The sequence below is a fragment of the Scopulibacillus darangshiensis genome (assembly GCF_004341035.1).
Taxonomy (GTDB): Bacteria; Bacillota; Bacilli; order Bacillales; family Sporolactobacillaceae; genus Scopulibacillus; species Scopulibacillus darangshiensis.
Genome location: NZ_SLXK01000058.1, coordinates 1 through 19,884, shown reverse-complemented (window position 1 = coordinate 19,884; position 19,884 = coordinate 1). Strand labels below are relative to the sequence as shown.

Sequence of the window (19,884 nt, the reverse complement as noted above, 5' to 3'; positions counted from 1 at the left end):
CGCCAACTTGGTTATGGTCATGGTTATGCCTTTTTTCCTTGTTCATGGCTTCAGCTAAGGCTTTTGCAAAGGCTTTTGCTGAAGCTGTTGCTTCTACCCACACATAAGAGTTGCCGCTGTTTTTGATAACTGTAGTGTTTTCGCATCGATTGTTCCGACGGTTATTGCGGTTGCGCCGTCTGCCGCTGGTTCTGCGGTTCATTACTCCGCTAGTTCTTCGGCGTCTTCCGCTAGTTCTGCGATTCATTGCACCACTCACTCTATCATGATTATGGTGATGACTTCTTCCTGACATACAGGTCACTATCCTTTCATATTTGAGATATGATATTTTATGCTTATTTGAAATCTATGAATCGGCATTTATAACAAGTTTCATTAAAATGGTAATATATCTATTTTCTAAAATAGTTTTGCGTGGCTTGGATCGTTTTTTCCTTTATAATAGCGGGTCTTATTGCCTTCACCCATATCTTCAAAGGCGCTTACCATATCATTGATTTCATTATCGTTAAACCTTCCTGTGGCATAGAGACAGCTAAGCATTGCATAGGCCATAGGTCTAGTATCAACGGTTACGGTAACATGACTATTAGCACTATCATTGATCGAAGCAATCTGTTTCAAAAGAACTCCCCCATTTCTATCTTAAAATATGGTTTATAGTATTATACGGAGGAGTGGTCTTTTTTGAATGAGTCTTATGCCTGAGATTTTGCAAAATGGTAGATTGACATAGATCATGTCCCCATAAATCAATAAAAAGTAACCAGGCTCACAATAGACTTTTTGCCATATACATAAAGGGAATTGGGATTTTATCCAAGGAGGTTAAAAGGCGTGCAAAATGACTATTCACAAATAGATAATTTCGCGGCTGCTAATGAGCCAATGTATAACTGCAATGGGCTCGGAAATTGCGGATACACAGGGGTCAATTCAAATGATGTACCGCAAAACAATGCAGAGGATCTCAGAGCATACGGATATGGCTACTACCCTTATTCCCCATATAACTATGGTTACTATAATCCTTATTGGTACCACTATCCTTGGGGTTATTACGGTCACGGTTATCATGGCGGCTATGGTGGAGGTTATCATGGCGGTTATGGCGGCCATCATGGGGGCTACGGTGGAGGTTATCATGGCGGTTACGGCGGCCATCATGGGGGCTACGGTGGAGGTTATCATGGCGGCTACGGCGGTCAACACGGTGGCTATGGTCCCCGTCAAGGCGAAGGAGATCATTACAGCCATTGATACAGAAAAGACATCACCTAGAATGTTCAAGGTGATGTCTTTTTTAGGATTAAAAGGGGGTATGGTCAAACTTTTCGCCATAACTGCATGTTCTTTGGGTGTGCAAAAGAGCATGATTCACGCACACCCAATCGATCAGAGTAAAAAGACATACAAAAAAATAATTTTAGGATATGTCGTTAACATAATTAGTGTTAGTATAATGGAGTATAAACAATGACTTTCACCTTGTAATAAGGAGAAAGGATAATAAGGATTGAAAGTGACAAAATGAAACAGAATACCCACTATAACGACCAGCATCTAAAGAATTTACATTGTGAGTTGATGGATGATGAATAGAATGAAGAAGTTAAGTTATTCAGCCCTCTTTGTTGCGGTAATTTGCATCTTGGTGATTATTACGCAGTCTTTTGTATTTGAACCTGTTCAATCGTCTAACAATGGGGAGAACACCCCAATTAAGCGCCCGAAGTTGGTGTTAGCCGGCATTGACAGCTTGACTAATGGACCGATTTATCAGAAAACCAAAAGCCGTTATCTTGATGATTTTATACCACGTATGCATGATGTATTTGGTGATGGCGGCCCTGGTTACGTGCCATTTGACAGCATTTATTTTAAACAGGAGCACGGCACATTCCGCTTTTCATATGGCGTTCATGAAATTAACGATCTTGTCCCCGGGAAATATCCATCCCAGTATAGCTTAGATTTAAAAGGTATTTATACAAAAGGAGGTTATTTGCGGTGGATGAGAGTGGACATGCCGCGGTCAATGGACTGGAAATATGGCGAAATTTTTTACCTGCAACAACCAAATGGCGGCAGCTTTAGAGTAGGCTATACCCAAAGCGGCCAAAGGGAAGAGGTTCATACGAAGGGTTCCTTAAAGCTAGGTGTCGTCACACTTCCGAAAAACAAGTATGACGGACGATTAACCTTTTCTCATATTAATGGGAAAGTTGTTATTTTCGGCGGTCTCTTTTTGAATGATCATGGTGTTGCCGTCAGCCGAATCGGACAGGGGGGAGATCGCCTTGATTGGCATGCCAGGATTCATAACAATATGATGGCACAGTGGCTTAAGGAGCTGAACCCTTCTCTTTTCATTTTCAACGGCGGAATGAATGATAGGTCAACCTTGTCCGCAAAAGGTTACAAATATGATCTTAACAATTATTTACAACCGTTTATTAAAGAAAATTGTCGGTTATTGCTAGTAGCTCCAAATGCTATTTTAGGGAACAATCGGATTTTAAAAGAATATGAAAACGTCTTAGTGAATTATGCAAAAAACCACGGAACCGGCTTTATCTCTAATAAAGAAGCCCTTGGAGAAAACTATCTAAAAGCAGAAAGTAAGGGGTATATGGGGGATCGGATTCACCCTAATGACTTAGGAAGCAAGGTTATTAGCCAGCATCTATTTAATTATCTTATACATGAAGACAAGTTTTCTTCACTCTTCCATACTGACGAATTACCTAACAATAAGGGATAAGGGTGACGCCAAAGAAGTCCAACCTTTTTCCTATTCTAAAATAGCCCCCAAACCTATATTATAAGCATAAAAGAGAGCATAGACATACAATGGTTTAAGAAAGAGGGAGGGGTGGCTGTGGAGGCATTGTTTTCAATTGATTTTGGGGCATATATTGCCTTAGCCTTTGTCCTGTATGCTATTCGCCAAGCCACGGGCATTCCCAATCGTTTTATACCGCTTGTTGGTCTTATCCTTGGTTTTTTATATGCATGGTATGACGCTGGAACAGTCACACCCCAAGTGATTTTAACTGGTGTAAAGTATGCTCTCTACGGTGTCGGTTCAGTGGCAACAGTTAAGTACGCCATAGAAGATGCAGGTAAAAAAAAGGAAGGCAAAGGCTTTTGGATTAAGAAGAAATAGCAAAAAAAGCCTTTTCCATTAGGAAAAGGCTTTTTTCTTTTATACAGAAAAGCTTTCGTTCCTAATTAATAAACGTAAGCCGTACCTATAATGATTAAAAGGATAAATAATACGACGATAAGCGCAAAGCCGGCGCCATACCCATAGCCGCCTCCGCCACCGCAACCGCATCCTCCACCTGCATATCCACCCATACCAGTCATCTCCTTAAATTAAAGTTACTTCATCTTATGGCATAGACAGCTAGCTTGAATAAGCGAATGTCCCGGTTGGAAAAAAAGTGTGCGAACGCCTAAAGACGTGGAAGCTAATAATGAGAGAACAGGGAAAATTTTTGTTAGCTAATCAGCGTATAAACTTCCCGACGCACATAAGGGCAACTAAGGCTATCGCGATCAAAAGCTTGGCGATAAGCCAAGTTTACTTTATAATAACAAAATGACCTAAGACAAATAGGAGTGATCTCACATGAAAATAACTGTAACAGATGAAGCGGTCGATTGGTTCAAAGAAGAACTTGAGGTGACAGCCGGAGATCATGTTCGCTTTTTTGTAAGATATGGAGGGAACAGTACAATACAGGAAGGTTTTTCATTAGGTTTGACAGTTGAAAAGCCGCATAACATAGCAGCAAATACAATCGAAGATGACATCACTTTCTTTGTTGAGGATGAGGATGTTTGGTATTTCAAAGATTATGACCTTAAAGTAGATTTTGAAGAAAAAACCGGGGAGATTGATTTTAATTACAGGGAAGCTGGGAAATAGACTTGTCTTAAGCGAAAACATCATGTGTTGTTTTCGCTTTTTATCTTTGCAAAAGCGCTAAATTATATTATTAGCTAACATGATCCGACAATTACCACGATTTCCCGGGAAATATTTTTGCTGGGACCATCTAAAATTGACACACAAAAAAGAAATAAGGCGAAACGTAAATATAAGAAAATTCAGCAAATGGGTTAACAAACGCTATAAATGCCTGTATAATAAATTATACTAACCTAAATGCCTGGTATAAAACGCTCATCAAAAAACGAAACTAATAAAAAAGGCTATATTTCTTTGATTAAATCAAAAGGGAGTTTAATTTAATGATTAGGATGTTGATAGTGATCGCAATGGTTATTTCGCTTTGGGCTGGGCATCTTCTATTTATGTGGTGTGCGGAGAAATTCAAACAGAAGACAAGCTGGTGGTCAATCCCAATTTGGGAATATTCATCAGATGTTAAGATTTACTATGCATTACATTGGATATTTGTTATCACAGCCTTGCACATAGCTTTCTATTTTTCGGTAACTGTTATAACTTCCATTGTTTTCGGTGTTTTGCTCATTTTATCCACCTATTTTTTGTTGCGCTATGCTTCCATCGCGCGGAGAGAATATGAAGAACGTATCCTGTCAAAAACGTTATTTTAATAACGCTAACAATCCTTTTGTTCGAGATTACAGGGGGGATCAGTAGCCATCTATTATTAAATCAGCTCGGCGGTGAGGCTGGTGAGTCCTTATATACCGGTCCTCGGCAACCATCCAATTGTGCTCCCACATATGGCGGGCTTCTTCGCTGTCACGCTCAATTCCCCGTGCCAAACGGAGATCCCGCGGGCAATTCACCCAAATCGTCCAATCGTAATAATCAAATAATTCATTTCTTGTTGTGAAAGTCCCCTCAATAATTACCAGACCGCCACTCGGAACGTCATGCCACTCTTTTAGCTCGTCTGTATCCCAATCATAACGTTGATAGCTTGTGTTTCTATTTTTAAATAATGGATTAAGAACCTGGTCTTCAAGGCGAAGCCAATCAAAGTCACTGCCCACTGGCTTGAATTCTGGATTCGTTGCTTGAATATCTGAAGAAAGCTTGTAGAAATCATCCATGTGCACGACTGTGGTGCCCCGTGCCTCTTTTGCAAGGGTGGCAGCCAAAGTACTTTTGCCTGATCCCCCGCATCCGTCAATACCAACTATTTTTGTTTCAAATCGGCTTGGCTTTGAATGAAAAAGTGAAATGAGCTCATCAGGGGTGTAAAGCTGACCGGATTGCGTTTGGAAATTTAACATCGTCTCTCTCCTTTATTCATTTTACAAACTATAACAGTTTGTTCCCATTATAACACCGATTTTAGATGTGTTGACAATATTCATTGAATATTTTGAAGAGTATTAAAAGCAGTATTGACCATTTTATCCTGTTATCATGCATTTTATTCCATTAAATGGTTTTGAAGTAAGGAAGGTCTTATTGGATATCTGGCGTAACTTGAAAAGCTGAACAGTGGTTAAAAAAATCAGAAGCTTGCATCTGTCAAGTATCAGAATATTATGTTAAAATAAATAAAAAACAAAGGGTGGTAATGGTCAGCCTTTACCCACCATAAACTGTCTTATTATACTTTGTATGGGAGGCGCGGCACATGAAAAGAATCGGTGTGATTGGCGGCATGACATGGGAATCAACCCTTGTCTATTATCAGATGCTTAATGAATATGTTAATAAGCAATTAGGGGACTATCATTCAGCAGATTGTCTTATATATAATGTGAATTTCCAGGATATTGAGCGCTATCAAAGCAAAGGGAGATGGGATCAAGTTGACCGATTGTTATCTCACGCGGCTGTTGTTTTGGAGGGAGGCGGTGCAAAGTCTATTGTAATCGCTTCCAATACAGGGCATAAGGTGGCTGAATCGATTCAACGCCATGTCAAAATACCATTGCTTCATATTGTTGATCCATTGAAGGAAGCCTTAGACGAGGCGCAAATTTCCGAGGTTGGTTTGCTGGGTACAACTTTTACCATGGAAGATCCCTTTTATAAAGACAGGCTTGAGGCGGAAGGCTTTAGGGTGATTGTTCCTGATGAAAGGGACAGGCAGACAGTTAACGATGTCATTTTCGATGAGTTATATAAAGGGCATATTACAGAAACAGGAAAATATGCTGTTCTTGATATCATTGAAAAGCTGACTGCTCAAGGTGCTGAAGGTATTGTGCTAGGTAACGCGGGATTAGGACGTCTTGTAAAACAAAACGATCTTCTGGCACCGGTATTTGATACCGCAGCATTACACACTAAGAAGGCTGTAGATTTATCCCTGTAGAAAAACCGGACATCCATAAGCGGATGTCCGGTTTTAAGCTTTATTTTCTTTTGGATAAACCAGTGATTAGAGCTATGATGCTGAGAATCACCGCCGCAATCGATAAATAGAGGGGCCATTGGCTAGAGTTGGAGTCTCCAGTTTTTGTACTATCAGTTTGAGGATCTGAAGAATTATGGCTATCTGCTGCTGAAGCACCCACCTTTGTTACCGATGCGGGATGGTCACCGTCTTCTGCTTGAATCCATTTTACTACCTTACCGCCTTTGTATGTTTGATAAGCCTTCCAGACAAGCTTATCGGCATCAGCACTTACTTTTCCTTGCATTTTAAATTCACCAAATTCAGTTGATGTTAAGCCATTATTTTCTGCAGTCCAAGTTACACTGATAATTTTGCCTGTATTATCTTTTTCAATTTTATAGGACCAACCCGCTTTAGGTTCGAATCTTGAAATGTCGACGCCTTTTGGAATCGTTACCTTAACTTTTATAGTAGGAACATCCTCCTCAGTCGGAACACGCAGTGTGAAGACCTGGTAACTATCTTTTGCCACCTTATCTGGTGAAACGGTGACATGCGCACTGGCAATATTTGCAACAGTTAAGGTAAAAACAAACATGATCGATAAGATAGATATTATTTTTTTCATAATCATAATCTCCTTAATTTTTTTGAATTATAAAGTTAGGTCAATGACCTTACATTATTGTCGTACCTGATAAATCTTAGTTTTCTTACGAATGACTGTTTCATTATCATCCTGGTCAAGAATCCGTATTTCAATTTGCCACTTTCCAGGAAGCGAGAAATATTGCCCTTTCGCTTGATAAGTATATGTTTTCCCTTTGTCAGAGGTATGTTTGGGCATTTTAAGAGGCACTTTAATTTTGGCAACCGATTTGTTACTAAGGCTGGTCAGATTCATTTTGACATATTGTGGCTTCTCAGTTGAAGCAACTTCCACTGTAAACTGGTTCATGACACCGGGATTTTTTGGCGTAATATGGGTCACGACAGTAAAGCTGTCCTGAGCCTTCTTCCACGTTAACGGTTCATTGGCAGGAAGCGGACTTGAGTAGGTTAATGCCCCTACAATAGCGATAATCGCTGCCATTAATATGAAATCGGCTTTAAATCGTTGTCTAAAACGTTCTTTTGACTTAGATTTGATCGATCGGCGAATAAGAGCCCCCGCAGCAAAGACAAGAATGACCAGCCCAATTTTGATTAAAAGAAGGATGCCCCATGTTGTTTGAAAAAGATCAGTGAGAGCGGGAAGAAAGGCGAGTGTCGACAGAATCCCGGTAATAACTAACAGAATGAGACTAATCATGGCTCCTTTTGAAAAAGGGCCAAGAAAGTCCTTAACCTTTTCTCCGGTCCAATGTGTGCTGATTAAAAGCAAACCACCCACCCAAATGGCTGCTGTTAATAGGTGAATGACATCCAAAATAACAGTATATCCCACGGGTTTAAAAGTAATGGCATGACCGCTCAAAGCCTCTGCAGTCATAGCAACGACCACCCATAGTATGTCAAACCAAATGAATTGCCGAAGAGCAAAGCCGGAAACTGCAAGAAAGCACAAAACCATGATTGAGAGACCAAGTCCTGTCGATATTAAAGCCGTCCCAATGGCATCAAGGTTAAAACCGCTGCCCACCGCTTCAAAAAGCTCAATGGTTCCCATGCCGATAGCGGCTAATGCAAATAACCATTGCAAGTATTTGAACCAAAAGGACTCAGTTTGTTTTTCGGGCAAGGATTTACCCCGAGTGATCAGTCCCCATATGATCCAGCCTGATATGCCAAGCAAAAGGAAATAGTATAATCCACGCAATAAAAAGAAGCTGAGCGAACCATGTCCATGTGATGAAGATGTCTCAGGCGCGGTGCCCGCCGTCGCCTTTCCAACCGTAATTAAATATGAACTTTCAATTGGGTGGCCGTCGGCAGAAATGATATGGTAGCTGACGGTATATGTTCCTTTTTTAAGATTAAGTCCGTCAAGGTAAATCTTGGTTTGATCTTTTGACATTTTAGCTTTATGATCGTTCACCTTTTTGCCATTCTTATCTAATACCTTTATCCAAAAAAGCTCTTTTTCCAATCTTTCATTAAAAGTTAACTGAATCTTCTTTGGTGATTGATCGATATGGCTGTTAGGAGAAGGTGATGCCTGAATCAAACTGGCATGAGCATAAGATGTTTCTGCTGGTAAAAGGAACATAAACAACATGCAGACTGATAAAATCCAGAGCGGCATACGCTTCATACGAATAGCGTCGGCCATGTGTTGATCACCTCCTTTAGTTGGTGTTATAAAAAAACAAAGTATAACAATTCATAACTTCATTTTACTTTACTAAGGCCGATTTTAAAAAGAAGATGTGTGAAGAACTGTTGACAGTTCGGTTAAAATAAAATGAAGAAACCATTTAGTTTGTATTCGGAACAATTCCAAAAAAAGATCACAATTAGCAAAAATAAGTGTTAAAGGGGGTATTTTTTGTGCTGCCGATTGAAAGACGAAAGAAGATAAAGGAATGGATCACGGAACAACAGCACATGAAAATTTCCGATTTAAGCGGACGTTTGAAGGTATCCGAAATGACCATCCACCGTGATATCCAGGCATTGGTTGAAGAAGGGTTCATCGTGAAAACATTCGGCGGTGTGTCACTATCGCCTAATGCTGTTAAAAAAGATGAAACGGATTCAAACCGCTGTGTTGTTTGCCAGCGTCCAATAAACGACCGATTGAGCTACAGATTGATAAAATCCGGCGGTGAAATCGAAACTGCTTGTTGTGCGCATTGTGGATTGCTCCGGCATCACCAGCTTGGAGACACAGTCATTCAAGGCTTGTGCTATGACTTTTTAATGCATACAACAATCAGCGTTTTCTCGGCTATGTATGTTATTGAACCTGAATTGCCTGTCAACTGCTGTCACCCCCAAATATTAGCTTTTGGAAATGTGGAATATGCGAAGAAATTTGTTAAAGGCTTTGGAGGAGAGTGTCATGACTTTCAAACGGTGATTGAGGTTGTTTCCCAGCACATGTGTGCTAAAAAAGGGCCGGATCCGGGTCTTTAGACCCGGGCCTGGCCCTTAGCTGTGTTCCTTTATGAATCTTGCGTTGGTTTGAATTTTAGTTGCATACTCACTTTTGGCGTTACCTGTTACTGCAACATAGTTTTCCATACCACCGGTCCCCCGGTTATAGGCTGTTAAAGCTTTGTTCCAGTTATGGTATTTTCCATAAAGATAGTCGAGATAGGTAATGGATAACATAATGGAATAGTACGGATTATATAAATATTTTTTATCATATTTTAATCCGGCCATATCGGCAATCCACGGAGCAGTATTTTCCATAAATTGAGCCATCCCGTAAGCCCGCCCGTACTTTGTCTCTGGACCGACAATTTTGGGATCGAAGGAATTACCGGATTCGACCTTCAAAAGACCGTAGACTAGATAAGGATCAATTCCTTTACTGTAGGCTTGGTAAGCCATAAATCTGGCCCAGTCCTTCTTAAACCGCCCATCGCTTTTTTTATAGATTGCTTCAGCGACCTGTTTAGATTTTTTCCAGGCTTTATATTTATTGATGTTTTCTTTTTTGTTTTTTTGTGCATAATCCATTTTTGCTTTTATATTATCTGCCCGTAACTCCTGCAGTTTATTTTTATATTGTTGTAATTGGTGTATGGCACGCGCTTTATCTGTGTTCAATTTTGAAACTTGCTCTTTCAGCATATAATGCTGAACCGCTAGCGCACTGATAATAATGACTGATAAAAGAACGATTCCCGCTAATATATAACCGCGTGTCACGACAGTTAACTGTTTAAACATAAGCTCCTCCTCATCCCATTTTTTGATATTCCTTTCCAATTATTCGTCAGATCATATAAAGAACAGGCGGCCACTATGGGTAGTAAATAATGGATAGGTCTTTAGACCTTTTTTTGCTTCGGATTGGAAAATATTTATCCTATTTGTTTTCTCAAAGTGGGTAACACTAAACCAGAGGCAATTAATCGTGCCTCAATTTTTGTGGAACAACAACAATAAGGAGGAGACGGATCAATGCCAAATCAATTCCAAAACAAGCAGGGTCTTCAGCAATCACTGCAACAAATTCAGCAGCAAGCTGGGCAATTAAAGCAGCAGGAAGAGCAGAATGCACAGCAGCTTAAGCAACAGGCGACTTCAATGCAGGGGTCTGCCCAAGCTGGGAGCATGGCACAGCGTGAGTCTCAAGCAGCGGCTCAGTTAAATCAAGTTCAACAAAGCGCAAGCCAGCTTCAAAATCAAGTTGCTGCACAACAGGCTCAAAGTCAAGTTGGCAACCAATACGGGAACCAAATGGGGACTTCTCAAGTGAACCAGCCAGCAACATCACAAGCTGGAGCTTACAGCACAGAATTTGGCAGTGAGACTAATGCCCAACAAGTAAGAAAGAAAAACCAACAAGCTGAGGCCCGCAAACAGTAAACGATCCGTTGATTTCCTCGAAAGGTGTAAGACGGCATTTGCCCGTCTTACACTTTTTTATTTATTGGGGTCTGACCCCGAAGGGTCAGACCCCAATAAATATTTAACCGTTCACAACTGTTCCACCGTTCACATGGAGCATTTGGCCGGACATATATGAGGAATCATTGGAGGCAAGATAGACATAAGCGGCAGCGAGTTCTCTGGGCTGTCCAGGACGTTTCATCGGCGTGTCCTGTCCAAACTTTTTTAACTTTTCATTGGGGAAGGTCGCTGGGATTAGCGGTGTCCATATTGGTCCCGGCGCCACGCCGTTGACACGGATCCCTTTTGCCAGGAATTCTTTGTTCTGTGATGCGGCCCTTGTAAATGAGACAATCGCACCTTTGGTTGCCGAATAATCCATTAGCACAGGGTTCCCCTGATAGGCTGTGATTGAAGCAGTATTAATAATTGAGCCCCCTTTATATAGATATTTCATTGCGGCTTTCGTCATATAAAACATTGAAAAGATATTCGTTCTGAAGGTCCGGTCAATTTGCTCACTCGTAATTTCTTCGATTCGTTCACAATAATGTTGTTCACCAGCATTATTAACAAGGATATCCAAGCGTCCTAGCATATTAACCGTTTGTTCAATGGCCTTCTGGCAGAACGCCTCATTGCCAACATCACCGCGGATGGTCAAGCAACGACCGCCAGCCTTCTCAATTAATGTCTTTGTTTGCTTTGCATCACTTTCAGCTTCGTAATAAATGACAGATACATCAGCGCCTTCCTTGGCGAAGGCGTAAGCTACCGCTTGTCCGATGCCGCTGTCACCGCCTGTCACAATTGCAGCCTTCCCTTCAAGCTTTCCGCTTCCCTTATAATTCGGATCAATTGACTCCGGCTGCGGAACCATATTTGACTGAATATCAGGCTCAAAATAACCATGTTCAGGTTTTTGTGATTTAAATTCAGGTTCCTTCATTTCACGACACTCCTTTATTGGGGTAGGAATAGTAACATGATGCCCTTCCGGGAAAGAAGTAAAACGGGGGGGGGTCTGACCCCGAGGGGTCAGACCCCCCCAAAAAAAAAAGTAAAATTCCCCCTTGCTAAGAAGAGGTGATCGTGATATTATTTAATTCGTTGTCAATTACTTAATAAGGTTAAGTATTTTTTAAAGCGTATTTGAATTAATATATTTCAGGATATTAAAGAATGGTTTAAACCATAAAATGGCTATAAAAGCTGATTTTATTGAATAAAATCCATTGGGTTCCTTAATTGTCACATTTCTTTACGCTTTTTATTAATAAGATTAACTATTAATTTAGTTAATCTTATGGCAGTTTTATCTAGCAGGAGGTGAAATCCCCGGCATTTTTTCAAAAAAGTTGCAAATGATATGGTATGAAGCCGATTTAAAGGAGGAAAATGAAAGATGAGTAATTTCGGACGCTTATTATTAGTTAATGTCATCGTTATTATCGTGCTCATAGGCGGGGGCGCATTAGCCTATTATTATTATGATCAATCCACTAATTTTGTCGAAACGGACAATGCAAAAATTGATGGGCAGGCGATCTCAGTTGCTTCTCCGGCTGCTGGAAAGCTTGTTGATTGGGATGCGAAAGTAGGCAACACATACGACAATGGTGAAACAGTTGGTACCGTTGCTACCCAAGGCAAAGACGGAAAATCAACGAAAATGGCAATTAAAATGCCAAAAGATGCAACGATTGTTCAAAATAAAGGTGTAAAAGATACGTTTGTAGGTGCTGGTACACCGATTGCAACTGCTTATGACCTCAATCATCTTTTTGTCACTGCAAATATTCAAGAAACAAATATTGACGATATAAGTAAAGGTGAGAAGGTCGATGTTTATGTTGATGCTTACCCTGATATGACATTTTCGGGAAGAGTAGAGCAGGTCGGATTAGCAACACAAAGCACGTTCTCACTTATGCCAAGTCAAAACAACTCAGGCAACTATACAAAAGTCACTCAGGTTATTCCTGTAAGAGTATCACTTGATAATTACAAAGGTGTTAAATTAATGCCGGGTATGAACGTAACGGTTAAGGTTCACATTTAGTCTAGAAAGGAGGGATCTTATGGCACCGTTCCTTTCAGGTTACATTATCTTTGTCATCCTCGTCTTGGTTGGGATGAACCTTATCATAAGACGAAGGCGAAAATTGAACAAGGCACAATTGTCTAACAGCGGGATGGCACCAAAACCTTCTAGTGAAGAAGACTCATTAACTGATAACCAGACCCAAGAAGCCCAGGTGCGTCATCAAGAAGCGCTTGAAGAGAACGTTGAAGACTTTGTTACCAACGGGAATCCTGATGACATAGACGAAGTTAGAGAGTCGCTTGGAACAATAGAAGAGGAATCAAAACAAGACCTTTCTAACAAGAGCCGTTCAAAAAGAACGCGTTCCAAAAAAGCCTCTTCTGAAGTAGAAGATGACACAGAAATTAAACCTGTACAAATTATTGCTGTCCTTATCATGGGAGCTTTTGTCGCCATTCTTAACCAAACCTTAATGAATGTGGCACTCCCTCATATGATGTCAGATCTTAATGTCACAACAAATACGGCGCAATGGTTAATTACGGGCTATATGCTTGTTAATGGTGTATTGATTCCGATCACCGCATTTTTGATGGAAACCTTCTCAACCCGCAAACTTTTTATTTTTGCGATGTCTTCTTTCGCGGTCGGGACGTTAATATGTGCCATTTCGCCGAGCTTTAGTGTTCTTATGGCTGGACGTGTTGTTCAAGCTATAGGAGCCGGTATCATCATGCCGTTGATGACCAATGTCATGCTGACTATTTTCCCGCCGGAAAAACGGGGTGTGGCAATGGGGACGATGGGTGTGGCGATGATCTTCGCACCTGCTATCGGTCCAACATTATCGGGATACATTGTGGAAAATTACTCATGGCGGCTGCTTTTCTATGTTGTGCTGCCGATAGCGATTTTAGATATTATCTTGGCAACAATTTTCTTAAGAAATGTCGGGAAACTAAGTTTTCCAAAATTCGACTTTTTAGGTGTCGTCTTTTCAAGTATTGGTTTTGGCGGAGTCTTGTACGCCTTTAGTGAAGCCGGCAACAGCGGCTGGACGAGTGCTGAAGTCATGATCACACTTATTGTCGGGATCATTGCTTTAATCCTTCTTGTGTGGCGTGAGCTGACAATCAAAAACCCGATGCTGGAATTCAGGGTATTTAAGCATAATATTTTTGCTTTAACAACAGTCGTGAACGCCGTCATTACGATGGCGATGTTCGCAGGCATGCTGCTCGTGCCGATCTATTTGCAAAATATCCGCGGGTTTACACCATTACAATCCGGTCTCTTGCTGCTCCCAGGTGCCATTCTGATGGGTATTATGTCACCGATCACAGGGGCATTATTTGATAAAATTGGTGCACGGCCACTAGCTATCGTGGGACTCTCGATCACAACCATTACAACATGGGAATTTGGCCATTTGTCTGATGCAACCACTTATGGGCATATTATGTTCTTATACGCTTCCAGAATGTTCGGCATGTCCCTACTTATGATGCCGATTATGACAGAAGGCTTGAACAATTTGCCGCGTCATTTGAACAGTCACGGAACGGCGATGGCAAATACCATGCGTCAAGTTGCAGGGTCTTTGGGAACAGCTTTCCTTGTGACTGTCATGTCAAACAGGACATCTTTCCATGCGGCGAATTATGCAGATAATATCTCGAGCAGCAACGCAAATATAAGCAATCAATTAGACGCAATGGGTAAGGGTGTTGAGAGCACAATGAACTTACCTCATGGTTCCGGGCACGGCCTGGTTACCCAAATGCTATATGGGAATGTGATGAAGGAAGCAACGATTCAGGGCATTAATGATGCTTTCATTGTTGCAACTGGTCTTGCCGCACTGGCGCTTGTGTTATCCTTCTTTGTCAGACGCTCAACGCCATCTAAGAAACAAGCAAAGAACAAAGAGATAAAAGTGGAAACTTCTGAGCCGGCAACAGAATCATAATGGGAAAGATGCATTCTTCCCTTTTTTCTTTGGTAAAAAAATTTGCGAAAGTGAAAAAAAGGTGGTTCGCAAATGGAAGATCGTAAGGTACTGTTAACAAAATTAGAAAAAAATTTACTGTTAGTCATTCGTAAATTAAGAAGAGAGCTCAATGATGTGTTTGGCGAAACCATTACGAGGCAAGAATTTACGTTCTTAAAGATGTTATATCAAAAAGAGCCTCAGATGGTTTCCTCTCTTGCAAAGGAGCTGGAGGTAACGGCGAGTTACGCAACCGCCGTGACAGACAAGCTGCTGCAAAAAGGCTACGTCAATAGACAGCGCTCAGCAAAGGACCGCCGCATTGTTGAATTGAGTATCACTGACGAAGGCACTGAACTTATGAATGACATGATAAAGAAGAAGGATGCTTATATGATCGAATCCTTTGGGAAATTATCAGATGATGAAATAAAAATGATGACCATGCTGATCAAAAAGTTGAGATAAACAGAGTAAACCCGCTTTCTATTTGAGAATGCGGGTTTTTTCGTATAAAGGGGTCAGCCCCCTTTTGCCATATCTTGATTTCGTTGTTTAAGCTGTTTTTTTACAATAGCGTATAGTTCATTTGGTGTTGTATCCTTAATATATTTAATGTCATCGGGATCATCGAACCAATGGATGGACAGCAAAAGGTTGACCAAAATTTCTGAACAGATGACGCGATTAGGGCTGTTAAGAAGGTTATGCCCTTTAAGTTGGAGGATATCCATAATGCCTTCCCAGATCAGCTGGCCGTAATCATAATATTTACCGACCATATTAAGACCTTTGTGGATGATGGCTTTACGGTCTTCATCATTTAATCTCAGATCAACGACTTCAATATCCTCGTATGACATTTGAGCAATTCTTGCATTTACAAAAAACTGCGATTCTAAAATAACTTGATCTGACAGCGCAATGGCAACATGCGAAAATTCCCCGTCGAACCATTCTATCAATCTTGAAATTGGACCATGACCGCGAACAAAAATCAAATCACCCGCTTGAAATGCCTTCATCATGTTCACATCCAATTGGAAGAGATTTTTTGGCAGGGATTTAAAATATATAATTTAAGCTTAAACGGAGGGTGCGTTAAGAGGCAATAGGTCGATGGTATAAAATTTAAAGGGGTCTGACCCCTCGGGGTCAGACCCCTTTATAATGAGCAAGGGTTAGGAGCGGCCAAATGTACGGATAGCTGTGATATTTTATATAAAAACTGCCGGGCAGGCCGGCGCCAACCGGATAGGACCCACTCAGTCCTTTATAGTTCTCATCATTCAATAAATAATCTATCCCACGCTGGATGCTATCCGTGGGCTGATCAGCACAAGAAACCAAAGCATCAACGGCCCAAGCTGTTTGGACTGCTGTGCTGTATTTTAACGGCACATAAGATCTTAAGGTATCACTGTAACAAGACTCACCCCACCCGTCATCATCATGCTGAATGTCCTGAAGAAAGCGCACGCCTTTTTCTGCCATATAATTGTTGACAGGAACACCTGTAGCTCGGAGGCCGGTCAATGCCGCCCAGGTTCCATAAATATAGCAAACACCCCAGCGTCCATACCACGAACCATCGTCTTCCTGGTGATGTTTTAACCAGCGGACAGCATCACGAAAAGATATCTTTTTATACGACTGACCATCAATATTCCCTAAAAATTCTAACGTTCGTCCTGTGAGATCAGGTGTCGACGGATCAATGGCAGCGTTCCTGATATTTTTTATTGGCAGCATGGCAAGCAATAAGTTGTCTGTTCCTTTTTCAAAGGCCGGCCAGCCGCCATCTTTATTTTGCATAGATAAAAGCCACGTCATACCGCGCTTATAGGAGGCGCCAAAATTGGGTTCTTCTTTATATTTTCCTATCACAGCCAAGGCGGCATGGGTGTCATCAATATCGGGATGAATCCTATCAGATGCGGAAAATCCCCACCCGCCCGGCTTAACATTCGGGTTGTGAAATGCCCAATCACCGAATTTTTCTTGTTGTTTGTTAAGCAGATAATCAGCAGCCGATCGAATCTGTTCATTGTTTTTAGAGACGCCAGCTTGTATCAATGTGTCAGTGATCAAAGCTGTATCCCAGACAGGTGAAGGAGAGTTCTGCACATGAAGTGTTTTGTCACGATAAAAAACGTTTGAAAGCAGGCCTTTAATAGCTTGTTGGATAACGGAGGAATCCTTACCATAACCAATGGAAAGTAAGGCATAAATCATAAAAAAGGTTGAGCTGGCATAACTCAACAAAGTGCCATTAGGTTCAATATGTGATAAAAGGTATTGTTCGAGCCACTGTGTCGATTTATTTTGAAGCTGCTGAGGCAAGTTTTTCAAGGTCATAAGTGTTTCCTTGATTGTACTGTAAATCGAACGGAGATCAGAGGATAGAAAAGTCAGCTCTGGCCAATAGTCATCCCCGTAAGCTTGATCTCTGGTATACAAGGCATCCAAATTTGGGGTCGCGTTTTTCTTAATCGAGAAACGGGTTTGGTTAGCAAGCAGAACCGGTGCGAAGTGTGCCCTTGCATAACTTGAAAAGTCATAGAAATTAACAGGAAAATAGGATGGGAAAAGAACGAATATAGCAGGATCGAAGGGAAGACGGGGCCATGGATATTGGCCGTTCATAGCAAGAAAAGCTTTTGTTAACAGTCCCGCTTTTTTCAAGCCGCCTCGTGCCCGTACAAAAGCTGCTGCCTTTTTCATCATCGGGTCTGCAGCATTTTTATATCCGGAATACAGCAATGCTGCATAGTTCTCAATCGTTGCCGAAAGATTCCCCTTAGCCTCATCAGGAAACACCTTCCACGCCCCGTTCGCCTGCTGCTTGGTCACAAGGCGATGGACAAGTCCTTTGACCAGTGTTTCATTTTGAATGTCAAGTACTCTCACCAAAATAATCATATAAGCATCTGTTATAGTTGAACCCTCAAAACAAAATCGCCAAGAACCATCGGAATGCTGCATCTGTAGAAGGTTGTCACATCGATCTTGGATAACTTTTTCAAGTCTGCTCGATTGAACCATTGATATAACCACCTTTTAATTATCGGCATTGCCTCTATTTCTTATTTTATTGCGCTATGCACGTCCTCATTAACTAAAATTAGGTAAGCTGCCTCACTCAAAAAGTATTCGCCGTCTGTCTAGTATCGTTTTAGAGAATGTCTATTTTTTTTGTTACTTTGTCTTTGCCTGCATAATTGTGGTTAAATAAAGGAAAGTATGGGAATATAGTCGCAGATCATATTTGCGAAAGGCAACTATGCATTTACTGAAAAGAATTCGAAAAGTAGGAGAGGAATATGAAGACTAGAAAACTTTTATTATCGATTCATCTGCTGGTCAGCATCGTCTTAACCTTATTCGAACTTTATTTCATAGTCACTGTCGTCATCAAGTATTCACGAACAGCCATTAGTCCATATACTATGGGGATGATAACAGGTTTCCTTACATTGGTTCTTACTTATTTAATCTCATATAAAACCGTCAAATCCATCTATAGTACTATTCCTGCCATAATCATTCTGCTTAGTACAATGGCCGTTCTCTATTTAGGCTTTATGCACATCGCTCTGTGGGAAGGAACAGGCTATTTTTTCATTAGCGTCTTTGCTTTGCCATATGTCGTTTTATCACTGGTTTGGAGCGGACTAATTGCCGCTGTGCAAAAAAATTAGGTGCAGTATGACTTTTTCCACAATCTTGCATTATAATTAGTGTAATAAATTTCCTTTTTAGGAGATCATCAAATGGTTGACGATACGAATCAGGTGCATGAACTTGCTTTTTCTTATGACAAGGCAAATCATGGGGTCACATATGGGGATTATTTGACGTGGGATGATGATGAACGTTATGAAATCATTGACGGGAAAGTGTATGCTTTTACCGCAGCACCCTCAAGAAAGCATCAGGAAATCTTGGGGACGTTGTTTGTTGAAGTCGCAAATTATACGGCAAATGGTGTTACAGCTCTCACTGACTCCCGTGGGGTGAAAACAGAATATACCCACAATTCTTATGGAAACGTGATTAAATCCGTTGAGGATGTCGGCGGTCTTAATTATACAAGAACGTATAATTATGATAATGAGAACAACTTAATTCAAGAGTAGGACGAAAATGCGAATAAAAGTGGCAGTAGTGCTACCTATGATTACACTTATGACTCAAATGGGAACCCAACAAGTATTACAAATCCTTTAAATGAACAAGACAAAATTGCTTATGATGAAAACAATAATCCGATTAAATTTACTGATCCAAGAGGAAATACCTCATTCGAACAATATGATGATCAAAACAACAATGTGGCATCTACGGATGCAGCGACGAAATCTTCTGCATCTAAATACGACAAGAATGGCAATGTAATTGAGGATACTCCCTCAGTTAATATAGGAGAAAACCTAGTACCAAATGGAAGTTACGAAACAGATGCAAACAATGATAACTGACTGGATAATTGGAAAAAGCTTGGTACGGCGTCTTTCACGTATGATGCAAATGGGGCAACAGTACAGGATACTAAACTTGGCAGTAAACAATTAAAAGCTTCCAATCCAACGACTAATGCCCCTGTCGAAAGTCAGTCGAAAGTCATGAGATATCATTTGATCCCACAAAGAAATATGTTGCTAGTGGCTATGTTAAAACCACAAATGCAGCTTCTCCTGCAAAACTTGTGATAACAGGGAAGGATTCAAGTGGTGCAACAACGAAGACGGTAAGTAGTCCAACATTGTCGGGAACAAGTAAAGTAGAGAGGCTACATCTCGTTGTAAATCCAGGGGATCTCCCGAGTAATACAGCATCGATAACACTTAAAGGATATGTATATGCTGGAAACGGTGATTCTTATTTCGATGGATTACAAGTTGAAGAGGAATATTATGGTGCCTTTAACCTTATTAACTCAAACTTCGCACCTTAATAAACTAGTGTATCCCTAGTGTTTCTAAGTTTTGTCAACGTTGAAAAATGTTCCTTGACAAAGAGTCTAAAAA

The 19,884-nt window shown here is 40.8% G+C and carries 23 protein-coding genes; 13 read left to right on the top strand and 10 right to left on the bottom strand.

Annotated elements, in window-relative coordinates; all coding sequences use genetic code 11:
- Both EV207_RS21275 and EV207_RS21270 read right to left on the bottom strand, forming a co-directional pair.
- On the bottom strand, window positions 1-295 hold a 295-nt coding region (locus tag EV207_RS21275; RefSeq protein ID WP_207902989.1), incomplete at its 3' end, for a hypothetical protein.
- A gap of 107 nt (window positions 296-402) precedes the next feature.
- On the bottom strand, window positions 403-627 hold the full coding sequence (locus EV207_RS21270) for a hypothetical protein (RefSeq protein WP_132748249.1): 225 nt from the start codon (window positions 625-627) through the stop codon (window positions 403-405).
- A gap of 213 nt (window positions 628-840) precedes the next feature.
- Between EV207_RS21270 and EV207_RS23325 the strand changes: the two genes are divergently transcribed.
- From EV207_RS23325 to EV207_RS21255, 3 genes are all read left to right on the top strand, one after another.
- Entirely contained in the window at window positions 841-1,263 is a 423-nt protein-coding gene (locus EV207_RS23325) for a hypothetical protein (protein ID WP_207902988.1), read from the top strand.
- A 343-nt stretch (window positions 1,264-1,606) separates the two neighbouring features.
- Window positions 1,607-2,767 (top strand): SGNH/GDSL hydrolase family protein, encoded by a 1,161-nt coding sequence (locus EV207_RS21260; RefSeq protein WP_132748247.1) that lies wholly within the window; start codon window positions 1,607-1,609, stop codon window positions 2,765-2,767.
- Between the two features lie 117 nt (window positions 2,768-2,884).
- On the top strand, window positions 2,885-3,172 hold the full coding sequence (locus EV207_RS21255; protein WP_132748245.1) for a hypothetical protein: 288 nt from the start codon (window positions 2,885-2,887) through the stop codon (window positions 3,170-3,172).
- 65 nt (window positions 3,173-3,237) lie between these two features.
- Here the strand turns inward: EV207_RS21255 and EV207_RS21250 are convergent, their stop codons facing one another.
- On the bottom strand, window positions 3,238-3,375 hold the full coding sequence (locus EV207_RS21250) for a YjcZ family sporulation protein (protein WP_424511392.1): 138 nt from the start codon (window positions 3,373-3,375) through the stop codon (window positions 3,238-3,240).
- Window positions 3,376-3,640: 265 nt separating this feature from the next.
- On the opposite strand from EV207_RS21250, the gene EV207_RS21245 reads away from it, so the two are divergent.
- Together EV207_RS21245 and EV207_RS21240 are read left to right on the top strand one after the other, a co-directional pair.
- Window positions 3,641-3,940 carry a HesB/YadR/YfhF family protein gene (locus tag EV207_RS21245; protein ID WP_132748241.1) on the top strand — a complete coding sequence of 100 codons (300 nt, stop codon included), beginning with the start codon at window positions 3,641-3,643 and terminating at the stop codon, window positions 3,938-3,940.
- A 326-nt stretch (window positions 3,941-4,266) separates the two neighbouring features.
- On the top strand, window positions 4,267-4,596 hold the full coding sequence (locus EV207_RS21240; protein WP_132748239.1) for a hypothetical protein: 330 nt from the start codon (window positions 4,267-4,269) through the stop codon (window positions 4,594-4,596).
- Window positions 4,597-4,635: 39 nt separating this feature from the next.
- Here the strand turns inward: EV207_RS21240 and EV207_RS21235 are convergent, their stop codons facing one another.
- The gene (locus tag EV207_RS21235; protein WP_132748237.1) at window positions 4,636-5,244 is read right to left on the bottom strand and encodes a uridine kinase family protein; all 609 of its coding nucleotides are present in this window, start codon (window positions 5,242-5,244) and stop codon (window positions 4,636-4,638) included.
- Between the two features lie 353 nt (window positions 5,245-5,597).
- Between EV207_RS21235 and EV207_RS21230 the strand changes: the two genes are divergently transcribed.
- Entirely contained in the window at window positions 5,598-6,284 is a 687-nt protein-coding gene (locus EV207_RS21230) for an aspartate/glutamate racemase family protein (RefSeq protein ID WP_132748236.1), read from the top strand.
- Window positions 6,285-6,324: 40 nt separating this feature from the next.
- Here EV207_RS21230 and EV207_RS21225 read toward each other — a convergent pair whose 3' ends face one another.
- Window positions 6,325-6,936: a YcnI family copper-binding membrane protein gene (locus EV207_RS21225; protein ID WP_132748234.1), complete on the bottom strand. Its 612-nt coding sequence runs from the start codon at window positions 6,934-6,936 to the stop codon at window positions 6,325-6,327.
- A gap of 54 nt (window positions 6,937-6,990) precedes the next feature.
- Window positions 6,991-8,580, bottom strand: coding sequence for a copper resistance CopC/CopD family protein (locus EV207_RS21220; protein ID WP_132748232.1), 1,590 nt, complete (start codon window positions 8,578-8,580; stop codon window positions 6,991-6,993).
- Window positions 8,581-8,798: 218 nt separating this feature from the next.
- Here EV207_RS21220 and EV207_RS21215 point away from each other — a divergent pair, with 218 nt between their 5' ends.
- On the top strand, window positions 8,799-9,386 hold the full coding sequence (locus EV207_RS21215) for a DeoR family transcriptional regulator (protein ID WP_132748230.1): 588 nt from the start codon (window positions 8,799-8,801) through the stop codon (window positions 9,384-9,386).
- Between the two features lie 15 nt (window positions 9,387-9,401).
- On the opposite strand, the gene EV207_RS21210 is transcribed toward EV207_RS21215, so the two are convergent.
- Entirely contained in the window at window positions 9,402-10,151 is a 750-nt protein-coding gene (locus tag EV207_RS21210) for a transglycosylase SLT domain-containing protein (RefSeq protein ID WP_132748228.1), read from the bottom strand.
- 234 nt (window positions 10,152-10,385) lie between these two features.
- Here EV207_RS21210 and EV207_RS23585 point away from each other — a divergent pair, with 234 nt between their 5' ends.
- The gene (locus EV207_RS23585; protein WP_132748227.1) at window positions 10,386-10,793 is read left to right on the top strand and encodes a gamma-type small acid-soluble spore protein; all 408 of its coding nucleotides are present in this window, start codon (window positions 10,386-10,388) and stop codon (window positions 10,791-10,793) included.
- A 103-nt stretch (window positions 10,794-10,896) separates the two neighbouring features.
- Here the strand turns inward: EV207_RS23585 and EV207_RS21200 are convergent, their stop codons facing one another.
- Window positions 10,897-11,766, bottom strand: a complete 870-nt coding sequence (locus EV207_RS21200) for an SDR family oxidoreductase (protein WP_132748225.1) — start codon at window positions 11,764-11,766, stop codon at window positions 10,897-10,899.
- 456 nt (window positions 11,767-12,222) lie between these two features.
- Between EV207_RS21200 and EV207_RS21195 the strand changes: the two genes are divergently transcribed.
- The 3 genes from EV207_RS21195 to EV207_RS21185 all read left to right on the top strand — a co-directional run bounded on the left by EV207_RS21195 (window position 12,223) and on the right by EV207_RS21185 (window position 15,322).
- Window positions 12,223-12,879 (top strand): HlyD family secretion protein, encoded by a 657-nt coding sequence (locus EV207_RS21195; protein WP_132748223.1) that lies wholly within the window; start codon window positions 12,223-12,225, stop codon window positions 12,877-12,879.
- Window positions 12,880-12,898: 19 nt separating this feature from the next.
- Window positions 12,899-14,833 (top strand): DHA2 family efflux MFS transporter permease subunit, encoded by a 1,935-nt coding sequence (locus tag EV207_RS21190; RefSeq protein ID WP_132748221.1) that lies wholly within the window; start codon window positions 12,899-12,901, stop codon window positions 14,831-14,833.
- A 72-nt stretch (window positions 14,834-14,905) separates the two neighbouring features.
- The gene (locus EV207_RS21185) at window positions 14,906-15,322 is read left to right on the top strand and encodes a MarR family winged helix-turn-helix transcriptional regulator (protein WP_132748219.1); all 417 of its coding nucleotides are present in this window, start codon (window positions 14,906-14,908) and stop codon (window positions 15,320-15,322) included.
- Window positions 15,323-15,375: 53 nt separating this feature from the next.
- Here the strand turns inward: EV207_RS21185 and EV207_RS21180 are convergent, their stop codons facing one another.
- Both EV207_RS21180 and EV207_RS21175 read right to left on the bottom strand, forming a co-directional pair.
- Complete coding sequence (locus EV207_RS21180) at window positions 15,376-15,882, bottom strand: hypothetical protein (protein ID WP_132748217.1); 507 nt, start codon at window positions 15,880-15,882, stop codon at window positions 15,376-15,378.
- Between the two features lie 127 nt (window positions 15,883-16,009).
- Window positions 16,010-17,899, bottom strand: coding sequence for a terpene cyclase/mutase family protein (locus EV207_RS21175; protein WP_132748215.1), 1,890 nt, complete (start codon window positions 17,897-17,899; stop codon window positions 16,010-16,012).
- A 278-nt stretch (window positions 17,900-18,177) separates the two neighbouring features.
- Between EV207_RS21175 and EV207_RS21170 the strand changes: the two genes are divergently transcribed.
- Window positions 18,178-18,555: a hypothetical protein gene (locus EV207_RS21170; protein WP_132748213.1), complete on the top strand. Its 378-nt coding sequence runs from the start codon at window positions 18,178-18,180 to the stop codon at window positions 18,553-18,555.
- 72 nt (window positions 18,556-18,627) lie between these two features.
- The gene (locus tag EV207_RS21165) at window positions 18,628-18,993 is read left to right on the top strand and encodes a hypothetical protein (protein ID WP_132748211.1); all 366 of its coding nucleotides are present in this window, start codon (window positions 18,628-18,630) and stop codon (window positions 18,991-18,993) included.
- The last annotated feature ends 891 nt before the right edge of the window (window positions 18,994-19,884 follow it).

What these genes read in the sequence shown, in the direction of transcription:
- EV207_RS21260 (WP_132748247.1), top strand. Translation starts at nt 1,607, where the DNA reads ATGAAGAAGTTAAGTTATTCAGCCCTCTTTGTTGCGGTAATTTGCATC.
- EV207_RS21250 (WP_424511392.1), bottom strand. Translation starts at nt 3,375, where the DNA reads ATGACTGGTATGGGTGGATATGCAGGTGGAGGATGCGGTTGCGGTGGC.
- EV207_RS21245 (WP_132748241.1), top strand. Translation starts at nt 3,641, where the DNA reads ATGAAAATAACTGTAACAGATGAAGCGGTCGATTGGTTCAAAGAAGAA.
- EV207_RS21240 (WP_132748239.1), top strand. Translation starts at nt 4,267, where the DNA reads ATGATTAGGATGTTGATAGTGATCGCAATGGTTATTTCGCTTTGGGCT.
- EV207_RS21235 (WP_132748237.1), bottom strand. Translation starts at nt 5,244, where the DNA reads ATGTTAAATTTCCAAACGCAATCCGGTCAGCTTTACACCCCTGATGAG.
- EV207_RS21230 (WP_132748236.1), top strand. Translation starts at nt 5,598, where the DNA reads ATGAAAAGAATCGGTGTGATTGGCGGCATGACATGGGAATCAACCCTT.
- EV207_RS21225 (WP_132748234.1), bottom strand. Translation starts at nt 6,936, where the DNA reads ATGAAAAAAATAATATCTATCTTATCGATCATGTTTGTTTTTACCTTA.
- EV207_RS21220 (WP_132748232.1), bottom strand. Translation starts at nt 8,580, where the DNA reads ATGGCCGACGCTATTCGTATGAAGCGTATGCCGCTCTGGATTTTATCA.
- EV207_RS21210 (WP_132748228.1), bottom strand. Translation starts at nt 10,151, where the DNA reads ATGTTTAAACAGTTAACTGTCGTGACACGCGGTTATATATTAGCGGGA.
- EV207_RS23585 (WP_132748227.1), top strand. Translation starts at nt 10,386, where the DNA reads ATGCCAAATCAATTCCAAAACAAGCAGGGTCTTCAGCAATCACTGCAA.
- EV207_RS21200 (WP_132748225.1), bottom strand. Translation starts at nt 11,766, where the DNA reads ATGAAGGAACCTGAATTTAAATCACAAAAACCTGAACATGGTTATTTT.
- EV207_RS21195 (WP_132748223.1), top strand. Translation starts at nt 12,223, where the DNA reads ATGAGTAATTTCGGACGCTTATTATTAGTTAATGTCATCGTTATTATC.
- EV207_RS21190 (WP_132748221.1), top strand. Translation starts at nt 12,899, where the DNA reads ATGGCACCGTTCCTTTCAGGTTACATTATCTTTGTCATCCTCGTCTTG.
- EV207_RS21185 (WP_132748219.1), top strand. Translation starts at nt 14,906, where the DNA reads ATGGAAGATCGTAAGGTACTGTTAACAAAATTAGAAAAAAATTTACTG.
- EV207_RS21180 (WP_132748217.1), bottom strand. Translation starts at nt 15,882, where the DNA reads ATGATGAAGGCATTTCAAGCGGGTGATTTGATTTTTGTTCGCGGTCAT.
- EV207_RS21175 (WP_132748215.1), bottom strand. Translation starts at nt 17,899, where the DNA reads ATGGTTCAATCGAGCAGACTTGAAAAAGTTATCCAAGATCGATGTGAC.
- EV207_RS21170 (WP_132748213.1), top strand. Translation starts at nt 18,178, where the DNA reads ATGAAGACTAGAAAACTTTTATTATCGATTCATCTGCTGGTCAGCATC.
- EV207_RS21165 (WP_132748211.1), top strand. Translation starts at nt 18,628, where the DNA reads ATGGTTGACGATACGAATCAGGTGCATGAACTTGCTTTTTCTTATGAC.